The organism is Pantoea deleyi, from assembly GCF_022647325.1.
Taxonomy (GTDB): domain Bacteria; phylum Pseudomonadota; class Gammaproteobacteria; order Enterobacterales; family Enterobacteriaceae; genus Pantoea; species Pantoea deleyi.
Map to the genome: position 1 here is coordinate 1971589 of NZ_CP071405.1, position 11917 is coordinate 1983505.

13 protein-coding genes are annotated in these 11917 nt (G+C 61.1%); 9 read left to right on the forward strand and 4 right to left on the reverse strand.

The features are described 5' to 3' along the window. Positions 1-116: 116 nt before the first annotated feature. Genes rhaB through rhaM form a run of 4 tightly spaced genes read left to right on the forward strand, consistent with a single transcriptional unit; the run spans position 117 to position 3995 of the window. On the forward strand, positions 117-1589 hold the full coding sequence (gene rhaB / locus J1C59_RS09255; RefSeq protein WP_128085309.1) for a rhamnulokinase: 1473 nt from the start codon (positions 117-119) through the stop codon (positions 1587-1589). Then, positions 1582-2838: an L-rhamnose isomerase gene (locus tag J1C59_RS09260; protein WP_128085308.1), complete on the forward strand. Its 1257-nt coding sequence runs from the start codon at positions 1582-1584 to the stop codon at positions 2836-2838. Before rhaB ends, J1C59_RS09260 begins: the two co-directional genes overlap by 8 nt. A 10-nt stretch (positions 2839-2848) precedes the next feature. Then, positions 2849-3691 (forward strand): rhamnulose-1-phosphate aldolase, encoded by an 843-nt coding sequence (gene rhaD, locus J1C59_RS09265; RefSeq protein WP_128085307.1) that lies wholly within the window; start codon positions 2849-2851, stop codon positions 3689-3691. Further along, positions 3681-3995 carry an L-rhamnose mutarotase gene (rhaM, locus tag J1C59_RS09270; protein ID WP_128085306.1) on the forward strand — a complete coding sequence of 105 codons (315 nt, stop codon included), beginning with the start codon at positions 3681-3683 and terminating at the stop codon, positions 3993-3995. The genes rhaD and rhaM overlap by 11 nt, the downstream gene beginning before the upstream one ends. 32 nt (positions 3996-4027) lie before the next feature. Here the strand turns inward: rhaM and J1C59_RS09275 are convergent, their stop codons facing one another. Continuing rightward, positions 4028-4678: a TetR/AcrR family transcriptional regulator gene (locus J1C59_RS09275; protein WP_128085305.1), complete on the reverse strand. Its 651-nt coding sequence runs from the start codon at positions 4676-4678 to the stop codon at positions 4028-4030. Between the two features lie 308 nt (positions 4679-4986). Here J1C59_RS09275 and bhsA (J1C59_RS09280) point away from each other — a divergent pair, with 308 nt between their 5' ends. Together bhsA (J1C59_RS09280) and bhsA (J1C59_RS09285) are read left to right on the forward strand one after the other, a co-directional pair. Next, the gene (gene bhsA / locus J1C59_RS09280) at positions 4987-5244 is read left to right on the forward strand and encodes a multiple stress resistance protein BhsA (protein WP_128085304.1); all 258 of its coding nucleotides are present in this window, start codon (positions 4987-4989) and stop codon (positions 5242-5244) included. 50 nt (positions 5245-5294) lie between these two features. Further along, entirely contained in the window at positions 5295-5552 is a 258-nt protein-coding gene (gene bhsA / locus J1C59_RS09285) for a multiple stress resistance protein BhsA (protein WP_128085303.1), read from the forward strand. Positions 5553-5630: 78 nt separating this feature from the next. Here the strand turns inward: bhsA (J1C59_RS09285) and J1C59_RS09290 are convergent, their stop codons facing one another. The 3 genes from J1C59_RS09290 to J1C59_RS09300 form a co-directional block, all read right to left on the reverse strand. Beyond that, positions 5631-6815, reverse strand: a complete 1185-nt coding sequence (locus J1C59_RS09290) for a sugar transporter (RefSeq protein ID WP_128085302.1) — start codon at positions 6813-6815, stop codon at positions 5631-5633. Between the two features lie 209 nt (positions 6816-7024). After that, the gene (locus J1C59_RS09295) at positions 7025-7285 is read right to left on the reverse strand and encodes a hypothetical protein (protein ID WP_128085301.1); all 261 of its coding nucleotides are present in this window, start codon (positions 7283-7285) and stop codon (positions 7025-7027) included. Between the two features lie 159 nt (positions 7286-7444). Continuing rightward, on the reverse strand, positions 7445-8692 hold the full coding sequence (locus J1C59_RS09300) for an MFS transporter (RefSeq protein WP_128085300.1): 1248 nt from the start codon (positions 8690-8692) through the stop codon (positions 7445-7447). Between the two features lie 95 nt (positions 8693-8787). Between J1C59_RS09300 and J1C59_RS09305 the strand changes: the two genes are divergently transcribed. From J1C59_RS09305 to bioD, 3 genes are all read left to right on the forward strand, one after another. After that, entirely contained in the window at positions 8788-9681 is an 894-nt protein-coding gene (locus J1C59_RS09305; RefSeq protein WP_128085299.1) for a LysR family transcriptional regulator, read from the forward strand. 130 nt (positions 9682-9811) lie between these two features. Next, positions 9812-11029, forward strand: a complete 1218-nt coding sequence (mlc, locus tag J1C59_RS09310; RefSeq protein ID WP_128085298.1) for a sugar metabolism global transcriptional regulator Mlc — start codon at positions 9812-9814, stop codon at positions 11027-11029. A 113-nt stretch (positions 11030-11142) separates the two neighbouring features. Next, complete coding sequence (gene bioD / locus J1C59_RS09315) at positions 11143-11841, forward strand: dethiobiotin synthase (RefSeq protein ID WP_128085297.1); 699 nt, start codon at positions 11143-11145, stop codon at positions 11839-11841. Positions 11842-11917: the final 76 nt, after the last annotated feature.

Here is an 11917-nt window from a genome sequence, read left to right on the forward strand (position 1 = left end):
CCTCACGAACTTCTTTGCAGGTCTGCCAGCGCGCCTGCACCGCTGGCACTGCGGGGAAGGTCTTCATCCGGCCAGATTTTTACTCTGTGACCACTTCATCACAGGGAAACACCGCCATGACCCGGAGAAACATTGTTGCCATCGACCTCGGTGCATCCAGCGGTCGCGTCATGCTCGCCGGATGGGATGCCGCGCAGCGTCAGCTCACGCTGCGTGAGGTCCGGCGTTTTAAAAATCAGCGTCTGCGTCGTGCCGGTTATGACTGCTGGGATCTGGCCGCGCTGGAGCAGGCGATCCGCGCCGGGCTGGCGCAGCTGGATGACGAGGGGATCGTGCCGGACAGTATCGGCATCGACACCTGGGGCGTCGATATGGTGCTGCTCGATGCGGAGGGCGAACGGGTCGGCGAAGCGGTCAGCTATCGCGACGCACGCACCCGCGGCCTGATGGAGCAGGCTGAGAAGGCGCTGAGCCGCAGCGCCATCTACGCCCGGACCGGCATTCAGTTTCTGCCGTTCAATACGCTCTATCAGATGCGCGCCCTGCATCAGCAGCAGCCCGACTGGCAGGCGCGCGTGGCCCATGCGCTGATGATCCCCGACTACCTGCACTACCGTCTGACCGGCAACCTGAACTGGGAGTACACCAACGCCACCACCACGCAGATGCTCAACCTTCACACGGGCGAGTGGGATCGTGATCTGCTGGCCTGGGCGGGCGCAGAGCCGCACTGGTTCAGGCAGCCGCAGGCGCCGGGCAACACCGTCGGCCACTGGCTCAACCGTACCGGAATGGCGGTGCCGGTGATCGCGGTCGCTACCCACGACACCGCCAGCGCCGTGCTGGCGACGCCGCTGATGCAGGAGGATGCGGCCTATCTCAGCTCCGGCACCTGGTCGCTGATGGGTTTTGAGAGCCTCCAGCCCTATGCCTGTGAGGCCGCGCTGCGCGCCAACATCACCAACGAAGGGGGCGCGGAGGGCTATCGCGTACTGAAAAACATCATGGGGCTGTGGCTGCTGCAGAGCATCTGCGCCGAACTGCAGATTGAGGATCTCGGCGCGCTGATCGACGAGACGGCCCGACAGCCCGCCTGTGTTTCGCTCATCAGCCCCAATGCGGCCCGCTTTATCAATCCCGACAGCATGGTCGGGGAGATCCAGAACGCCTGCGCAGAACAGGGGATGCCGGTTCCGCAATCGGCCGCCGCCCTGGCGCGCTGCATCTTCGACAGCCTGGCGCTGCTCTACTGTGAGGTAATCCAGGAGCTGGCCGCACTGCGTGGTCAGCCGTTCACTCAGCTGCATGTGGTGGGCGGCGGCAGTCAGAACCGCTTCCTGAATCAGCTCTGCGCCGATGCCTGTCAGATCCCGGTCCTGGCCGGACCGGTTGAAGCCTCTACGCTGGGCAACGTCGGCGGTCAGCTGATTGCGCTGGGTGAACTGACCGACGTGGCCGATTTTCGCGGTGCCGTTACCCGCAACTTCCCGCTTGAAACCTTCGAACCGCAACCGAACAGCGTCTTTCGCGCCAGTCAGGCGCGCTTCGCGGCGCTGAGTCAACCCGCTAAGGAACCCGCTTATGACTAAGCAGATTGAACAGGCTTTTGAACTGGCTAAACAACGCTACGCCGACAGCGGGGTGGATGCTGAACAGGCCCTTCGCCAGCTGGATACGATTCCGGTCTCCATGCACTGCTGGCAGGGCGATGATGTCCGGGGATTTGAGGATCCGCAGGCCGCATTAACCGGCGGCATTCAGGCGACCGGAAATTACCCCGGCCGGGCGCGGAATGCCGGTGAACTCCGCCGCGATATCGACAAGGCGATGTCACTGATCCCGGGCGTCAAGCGCCTGAATCTGCATGCGCTCTATCTGGAAAGCGACAAACCGGTCGCGCGGGATGCGATCGAACCCGTGCATTTCGCCAACTGGGTGGCGTGGGCCAGAGAGCGTCACCTGGGGCTGGATTTTAACCCCAGCTGCTTCTCGCATCCGCTGAGCGCCGACGGCTTTACACTGTCGCACCCTGATAAGGCCGTGCGTCAGTTCTGGATCGACCACTGCAAGGCGAGCCGCCGCATCTCCGCCTCCTTTGGTGAGCAGCTCGGTACGCCCTCGGTAATGAATATCTGGGTGCCGGACGGCATGAAAGATATCACCGTGGATCGGCTGGCACCGCGTCAGCGTCTGCTGAGCGCCCTGGATGAAGTGATCGCGGAGAAACTCAACCCGCAGCACCATATCGATGCGGTCGAAAGCAAGCTGTTCGGTATCGGCGCAGAGAGCTACACCGTCGGATCGAACGAATTTTACCTGGGGTACGCCGCCAGCCGCCAGACGGCGCTCTGCCTGGATGCCGGGCACTTCCATCCCACCGAAGTGATCTCCGACAAAATCTCGGCGGCCATGCTCTATGTGCCGCGCCTGCTGCTGCACGTCAGCCGTCCGGTACGCTGGGACAGCGACCATGTGGTGCTGCTGGATGATGAAACCCAGGCGATCGCCAGCGAGATCGTCCGTCATCAGCTGTTCGATAAGGTGCATATCGGGCTGGACTTCTTCGACGCCTCCATCAACCGGATCGCCGCCTGGGTAATCGGCACCCGCAACACCCAGAAAGCGCTGCTGCGCGCCCTGCTGGAGCCGACCGATCGCCTGCGCCAGGCGGAGAACCGCGGCGATTACACCGCCCGGCTGGCCCTGCTGGAAGAGCAGAAGTCTCTGCCGTGGCAGGCGGTGTGGGAGGCGTGGTGCCTGCGGCATGACGTCCCGGCGGATGCCAGCTGGTTAGGCGATGTCCGCCATTACGAACAACAGATCTTGAGCCAACGTTAAGGATTTCACTATGCAAAGCATTCTTTCTTCCGGGTTTGTTAAAGGGATGGTCAAAGCGACCAGCGATATGTGGCTGAAGGGCTGGGATGAACGTAACGGCGGCAACGTCAGCCTGCGCCTGCGCGAGGAGGAGGTCAGCCTCTATGCCGCCGACTTTTACCCGTCGCCGCGCTGCGTGGAGCTGAGCCAGCCCGCACCGGCGCTGGCGAACGACTGGTTCCTGGTCACCGGCTCAGGGAAATTCATGCGCAACGTTCAGCTCGATCCGGCGGATTGCCTGGCGCTGCTGCAGGTCGATGACAAAGGGCGTTCGTTTAAAATTCACTGGGGGCTGTCGAATGGCGGCCTGCCAACCTCGGAGCTGGCGTCGCACTTTCAGTCTCACGCGGTGCGCAAGGCGGTGAGCGGGGGCGCGGACAGGGTGATCATGCACTGCCACGCCACCCACTTTATGGCGCTGAGCTATGTCGTTGAGCTGGACCCGGCACGCCTGACCCGCCTGCTCTGGGAGGGCAGTACCGAATGTCTGGTGGTCTTCCCGGATGGCGTCGGCGTACTGCCGTGGATGGTGCCGGGCACCGATGAAATCGGCCGCGCCACGGCCGGGCAGATGGAGTCACACACCCTGGTGATGTGGCCGTTTCACGGTATCTTCGCCACCGGCCCGACGCTGGATGAGGCCTTTGGCCTGATCGATACAGCGGAAAAATCATCCGAGGTGATCGTGAAAGTGCTGTCGATGGGCGGTATCCGGCAGAGTATTACCACCGAACAGCTGGTCGCACTGGGCAAACGCTTCGGCGTCACCCCGTGGCAACCGGCGCTGGATGCGGGGCCGGCCAATGCTGCGTAAAGCTTTTGTGATGCAGGTGCATCCTGACTGTCATGCGGAGTATGAGCGCCGTCACGCGCCGATCTGGCCCGAGCTGGCAGAGACCCTGAAAGCGCACGGCGCGAGCAACTACGCGATCTGGCTGGACGCCGGGCGAAACCTGCTGTTTGCCAGCGTGGAGATCGCTTCCGAGGAGCGCTGGAACGCGGTGGCACAGACGGAGGTCTGCCAGCGCTGGTGGGCCTCCATGAAAGATCTGATGCCGTCGAATGCCGACAACAGCCCGGTCAGCCAGCCGCTGAAACCGGTGTTCTTCCTGCACTGAAATGAAAAGGGCGGCTACGCCGCCCTGATGCTTTAGCCCCTGGCCCGACACAGACCCGTCAGGGTCGGCCACATCGCCATCAGCGTATCAATAATGCTCTCCAGATCGTCACGATCCACGCCTTCGCGCGCCCGCACCGACATCCCCTGCAGCATACAGCCCAGATAGCGGGAGAGCGCCGGAATGTTGACCGCCTCGCCCAGTTCGCCGCGTTGCTGACGCGCCAGCAGGAAATCGCTCAGCACATTTTCCTGCAGCTGATGCTGCTGTTGCAGCATAGCGGCAATCTCGGTGGATGCCGCCGACAGCGCAGAGGAGGTACAGATAAAGAAGCAGCCGCCGGGTGAGTCGCGCTCGGTGAAACAGGCGGCGGTGGCGCGGAAGTAGGCTTCGATAGCCCGATCCACCGTCAGCCGATCGTCGGCTAACGCCGCGTCACGCTCCGCGCTGAACCTCTCGATGTAGCGTTCCATCGCCGCGCGAAACAGGCCCTCTTTATTCACGAACTCGGCGTAAAGCGTAGGCGCTTTTGCGCCGGTCGCCGCCACCAGGTCCGCCAGAGAGGTGCCTTCATAGCCGTGCGTCCAGAACAGGGTCAGTGCTTTATCGAGAGCGGCATCGCGGTCGAATACTTTGGGCCGGCCACGGCATTTCTTTACCTCGCAATCCTGAACCTGATGCATACATCCTCACTTGCTATGAAACAGAGTATTAAATTACCGATCATTATAAAAATGTGCAAGGCCCGCAGGCATCCGCCGCAGCGCCGGTTGCCATTTTGTGCGTTCGCCTGCCGTTTTCGCCCCGGATGTTAAGTCAGAAAGAGGGCTGAAGCCCATAATCGCGCCACTTCGCGATTAAAATAACGCTCATTAAATAAATATTGACGACCCGTACCTCCAGGATCTATCATTTATTTAACGGTCGTTAATTAAATCACGACACCCTGTTTCAGACCCACTGAACTTCATGACTGAATAGAGAGATTATTATGAACACCATCAAAACTACTCTGGCGGCACTGGCACTGACTACTCTGGCTTTTGGCGCTTCAGCCGCTGACCTTGTGACAAGCGAACCGGCGAATCAGCAGCCTGTTGGCACCATCGCGGTGCAGGGCGGCAGCAATCTGACCTCGGTGGAAGCGCAGCTGAGTGCGAAAGCCGATGAAGCCGGTGCGAAATCGTTCCGTATCACCTCAACCAGCGGCCAGAACAAGCTGCACGGCACCGCGGTGATCTACCAGTAACGGAGCGTTCTCAGCGCACAGAAGCGAGTTGAAACCAGAAGGCAGATATAATGAAAAGAGTGACGATGATTATGGCGGCGGTGCTGCTGAGCGGCTTCTCATTTGCCAGCGTCGCGGCGCAGCAGGTCAGCACGACACCGCTGGATCAGCAGAAAACAGGCGTCATCAGCGCAACAGGCAGCACCAGCCTGACGTCGCTGGAGCAGCAGTTGTCAGAAAAGGCCAGCGATGCCGGCGCAAAGTCGTTCCGCATCACTTCGACCTCTGGCAACAACAACCTGCATGGCACCGCCATTCTTTATAAGTAAGTGCCGGTCACGAAGTGTGACCGAAAGGCTTCAGATAACCCGCGTATCTGAAGCCTTTTTTATGGCCGCAGCGGGCGTTCAGCCGTTGCTGCGCAGCTGCGGATACCGGCGGAAGATATAGACACACCAGAGCAGGGCGACCAGACCGATCATCCCGCCGACATTACCGACCTCTGCCATGCCCAGATGCAGACTCACCTGATTGCCCAGCAGCGCGCCCGCGCCGATACCGATGTTATAGATGCCGGACATCAGCGACATCGCCACATCCGTGGCATCCGGCGCCAGCGACAGAACCCGCACCTGCATCGCCAGACCGATCATCATCATCGCCATCCCCCAGACAATGCAGAGTGTTGAGATGGCGGCAGGGCGAATGGCCGCAAAAATCAGCAGCCCCATGCAGAGGGTTATCAGCGCAATCGCGGCGATCAGCAGCGCAGAGGGGAATTTATTGCCCAGCGTGCTGAACAGAATGCTGCCCAGAATGCCCGCTGAGCCGAACAGCAGCAGCAGCAGGGTGGTGAAATTGCCGCTGGATTGCGCCACGTTCTGCATAAAGGGTTCGATATAGCTGTAGGCGGTGTAGTGCGCCGTCACCACCAGCGTCACCAGCAGATACATGCTGACCAGCGCCGGACGGCGAAACAGCATCGGCACGCTGCTGAGGGAACCGGTGTGTTCGCTGGGCAGGCGCGGCAGGATCCGCACCAGCATAATCATCAGCACCAGCGCCGACAGGCCAATTACGCCAAAGGTGGTGCGCCAGCCCAGATACTGACCCACGACGCGGCCAATCGGCACGCCCAGCACCATCGCCAGGGCCGTCCCGGTCGCCAGCATACTGAGCGCCTGGGTTTTCTTGCCCGCCGGAGCCACCCGGATCGCCAGCGAGGCGGTGATCGACCAGAACACGGCGTGCGACAGGGCGATGCCGACCCTGGAGATCATCAGCGACCAGAAATCCCACGCGACGGTTGAGAGCGCATGGCTGATGACAAAGATGGCGAAGAGCACGCCCAGCAGCAGCCGGCGCTCGACGTTGCGCGTCAGCAGCATCAGTGGCAGGGAGAGCAGGGCCACGACCCAGGCGTAGATCGTCAGCATAATGCCGACATCCGCCGTCTGCATGGAGAAGTCCGCCGCGATATCGGACAACAGGCCAACCGGCACAAATTCAGTGGTATTAAAAACAAAGGCGGCAATGGCCAGCAGGACGACGCGAAGCCAGGCCGTTTTACGTGAAACAGTTGTTGGTTGCATTGAGGTGTCAAATCAGTCAGTACAGCGGGTCAGGATGGGGCAGACCATCCCACGAAAGTGACCTGCGTCACAAATTAATGAACATTGTAGTGAATAAAGCGGGAAGAGAAACCTTATAACGCGTTTTTCATGCGGAAATTTTCGAATGCGATCCTGTGGCGGCCGGATACCGGATGGCCGTCGCGGGCCGCCACCTGCCGCCTCTCTGACTAGCGGGAAAAAGGGGTGTGCTTCAGGGCCACGCTTTGCTGACCGTCCGGCTCGTCGTGGGGAGGGAGCGGGCAGCAGTTCTCACAGCCAATCGCACCCGCATAATATTTTTTTGCCTGCAGAATAGCGGCGTTCACGTGATAAAAACTGCCCAGAAACAGTCTGTTATCCATGTCAGGCAGCCAGGGGCAGCCTGCCGCATGCACCACATGGTTGTTGTTATATCCCGATTGTTTATTGACGTAATAGTAGAGGGCCACAGGCGTTCCTTGTTGCCGTGAAAAGGCAAAGCAGACGAATTATTTCAATACGAACGATTATAGCGGGAAACGCACACTTTGTGGTGAGCGGATTGACGGGGAGGGGGCCTGGAGAAGGCCGCGCCAGACCCGGTGCGAGGCCGGATCTGGCGGGATGGGTCAGAGCTTTTTGCTGTGCAGCCGCCAGGCGACCAGCAGCGCCAGGATCAGCAGGAAACTGATAAACAGCGTAATGCCATTCCAGCCGTAGTCATGCCAGAAGAAGCCGCCCAGGGTGCCTGCCACGCTGGAGCCCGCGTAGTAGCTGAACAGATAGAGCGACGAGGCCTGACCCCGCGCCCGGCGCGCGCGCGGGCCAATCCAGCCGCTAGCCACGGCATGTGCGGCAAAAAATCCGGCGGTGAACAGCATCATGCCAGGCAGGATCAGCCAGAGGGCGTTAAAGGCGGTGATCAGCAGGCCCAGCAGCATCATCGCGGTGGCACCCAGCATCACCGGTCCGCGCCCCAGGCGGTTGGTCAGCGCACCCGCTTTAGGCGAACTCCAGGAACCGGTCAGGTAGACCACCGACAGCAGCCCCACCACCGCCTGACTGAGGTGCCAGGGCGCATCCAGCAGACGGTAGCCGATATAGTTAAACAGCGTGACGAAGGCGCCCATCAGCAGGAAGCCTTCGGCGAACAGCCACGGCAGGCCCGGATCGCGCCAGTGCAGCCGGAAGTTAATCATCAGATTACGCGGACGCAGCGGAATGGGGCGAAAATGGCGCGAGGCGGGCAGGATCTTCCAGAACATCAGCGCTGACGCCAGTGAGAAGCAGCCGATGACCGCCACGGCGATCCGCCAGGTGAAGAGATCGGTCAGCACCCCGCTCAGCAGGCGTCCGCTCATCCCGCCGATCGAGTTGCCGCTGATATAGAGCCCCATCGAAAAGGCAACGACGCGCACATCCATCTCTTCGCTGAGATAGGTCATCCCTACCGCCGCGACGCCGCTCAGCGACAGCCCCATCAGCGCCCGCATCAGCAGAATGCCGTGCCAGCTGGTCATCGTGGCCGAGAGCAGGGTGCAGAGCGCCGCCAGCATCAGGGCGGTCACCATCACCGATTTGCGGCCAATGGCATCCGAGAGCGGGCCGGTGACCAGCAGCCCCAGCGCCATCAGACCGGTGGAGATAGAGAGCGACAGACTGCTGGTGGCGGGCGAGACGCCAAACTGCTGTGACAGCACCGGCAGGATCGGCTGAACACAGTAGAGCAGGGCAAAGGTGGCCAGCCCGGCAGAGAACAGCGCCAGCGTAACGCGCATAAAGCGGGGCGTGCCCCGGCGGATATAAGCAGCCGCAGCGGACGCTGGCGCATCTGGCGCCGCGTCCTCATCCACTGTGGCCTGTATTGAGCGACTCACACATCGTCCTTTCAGTCAGAAAACCTGTCGTCAGCTTAGGAAAGGGAGATTATGATGTCTAATATATTAATAATCTCAAATAAGACGTTTTAAATATGAATATCGAACTGCGCCATCTGCGCTACTTCGTGGCGGTGGCAGAAGAGCTGCATTTCGGGCGGGCGGCCCGGCGGCTCAATATCTCTCAGCCGCCGCTCAGTCAGCAGATTATCCAGCTGGAGGCGGAAACCGGCGCGAAACTCTTTCATCGCACCAACCGCAGCGTGCAGCTCACGGCGGCGGGCGCTCAGCTGCTGAGTGATGCGCGGGCGATCCTGTTGCAGGTTGAGCAGGCCGCCGATCGCGCTGCCCGTCTGCATCGTGGCGAAGAGGGCGGGCTGCGCATCGGATTCACCTCCTCCGCCCCCTTTACCGCCACGGTCTCCGACGCGCTCTACCGTTTCCGCCAGCGCTGGCCGCAGGTGCACATTCAGATGCAGGAGATCAACACCCACCAGCAGCTGGCGCCGCTGCTTGAAGGGCGGCTCGATCTCGGCGTGATGCGTAACACCTCACTGCCCGACGGGCTGCATCATCAGTTACTGCTGAGTGAGCCGCTGTTTGCCGTGGTGCACAAGGCGCATCCGCTGGCTGGCGCAGAGCGCATTTCGGTGTCGGCGCTGGCATCGGAGCCCTTTGTCTTTTTCGATCCGCAGGGGGGCACCGCGCTCTACAGCGATATTCTGGCGCTGCTGCACCGCTACCACATCAAGCCCTACATCACTCAGGAAGTGGGCGAGGCGATGACGATCCTGGGGCTGGTGGCGACCGGTCTGGGCGTCTCGATTCTGCCGGCCTCGTTTCGCCGGGCGCGGCTGAGCGATCTGGTCTGGCTGCCCTTGAGGGAAGAGGATGCGATTTCTGAACTCTGGCTGGTCTGGTCCGCCGCCCGCGAGCAGAGCGCGCAGATGGCGAACATGATGGCGCTGCTGCAGTCAAACCGGCGATGAAGCCACCGCTTCCTATCATCAATCTGTGCGATAAATCACATTTCTAATCAAATATTTGACGCTGTCGCCTGATCTGCATCACCATGACGCATGTTTATTTAGAAGCGCGAAAATAACCGGGAGCAGGGTTGTGAATCCGGACAGTCAACCTGGCCACATTGACCAGATCAAGCAGACCAATGCAGGCGTCGTATATCGATTGATTGACCGTCACGGTCCCATTTCGCGTATCGAACTCTCCCGCCGTGCCCAGCTCGCCCCGGCCAGCATCACCAAAATTGTCCGGGAAATGCTGGACGCCCATCTGGTGCAGGAGACCGAATTTCAGGAGCCGGGCAGCCGCGGCCGGCCGGCGATTGGCCTGATTCTGGACACCGACGCCTGGCACTATCTGGCGATCCGCCTGCATCGCGGTGCCATGACCTTTACGCTGCGCGACCTCAGCAGCCGTGCGCTGGCAGAAGAGAGCCTGCCGCTGCCGGATGAGACGGCGCAGCCGCTGCTGAACGCCCTGATTGAACAGGTCGATGCCTTCTTTATCCGCCATCAGAAGAAGCTGGAGCGCCTGACGGCGATCGCCATCACGCTGCCTGGCCTGATCAACGCCGCGTCCGGCGTGGTGCACCGGCTGCCGGGTTATCAGGTGCGCGACATGCCGCTGGGCGATGCGCTGGCGTCGCGCACAGGCCTGCCGGTGTTTGTGCAGCACGACATCTCAGCCTGGACGCTGGCGGAGTCGCTGTTTGGCGCGTCACGCGGTGCGCAGGATGTCATTCAGATTGTGATTGATGAAACCGTAGGGGCGGGCGTGATCAGCGGCGGTCAGCTGCTGCACAAGCGCGGCAGGGCGCTGGTCGAGATTGGGCACACCCAGATCGACCCCTACGGCCAGCAGTGCTACTGCGGGAATCATGGCTGCCTGGAAACCGTGGCCAGCACCGGCAGCCTGCTGGCGCTGGCGGCCCAGCGTCTGCCCGCGCAGCCCGACAGCCTGCTCAATGCGCAGCCGCTGACGCTTCAGTCACTGTGTGCGGCCGCCCAGTCGGGCGATCGGCTGGCGCGTGACACCATCGCCAGCGTGGGGCATCACGTTGGCCGGATCCTGGCGATGATGGTCAACATCTTTAATCCACAACAGATTCTTATCGGTTCTCCCCTCAACGCCGCGGCCGATGTGCTGTTTCCGGCGGTGAGTAACACCATTCTGCAGCAGTCACTGCCCGCCTACAGCGCGACGATCCAGCTGGCACCCACCGAATTCAGCGAGCCGGGAACCCTGGGCGCGGCGGCGCTGATCAAAGACGCGCTCTATAACGGTCATCTGTTAGTGAAACTGTTGCAAGGTTAAGCAGGCTTAATCTTGCGCTAACGCAATCCGTTCTCATCCTCCTTTCCTTAAAATGCCGGTTTGCAGCAAGGTTAATCACCGATTAGCCGCAACGGTTCAAGAGGAGAAGTGGAGTGAACAGACTGTTTGTTACCGGCACCGACACCGCAGTAGGTAAAACGGTGGTGTCACGCGCCCTGTTACAGAGCTTTATCCGCCACAGACTGAGCGCCGTCGGCTACAAGCCCGTCGCGCGCAGCGCAGCCCGCACCGCCGAGGGCCTGCGTAATAAAGATGCACAGGTTCTGCAGAGCGCCTCATCCCTGGAATTACCCTATCAGGCCATTAATCCGCTGGTTTTTGAGGAGGAGGAGATCTGCACTCATCCCGGCCAGCAGATCGATTATGGGCTGCTGAGCCGGGGCTTACTCAGCCTGTCGCAGCAGGCCGATCGGGTGGTGGTGGAGGGCACCGGCGGCTGGCGGAGCCTGATGAACGATGGCCGTCCGCTCTCCTGCTGGGTCGTGGAGCAGCAGTTGCCGGTGGTGATGGTGGTCGGCATTCAGTCGGGCTGCATCAGTCACGCCCTGTTAACGGCCGAGGCGATAGTTCAGGATGGGCTGCCCCTGGTAGGCTGGGTCGCAAACCGCATCAATCCGGGGCTGGCGCACTACAGCGACATCATCACGGTATTGCGGGAAAACATTGCCGCGCCGCTGCTGGGTGAGCTGCCCTATCTGCCGCGCGCTGAACAGCGTGACCTCACGCCTTACATCGATATTTCCCTGCTGGAGCAGCGCGATCTGCACGCTGTGAGTGCAAAGATCGCCTGATTATGAAACAAATCTCTTCATCTCAGTCAGCGGTGAGCCTAACGTTTCAGGCCGATCGCTGACTCTCCCCGGTTAA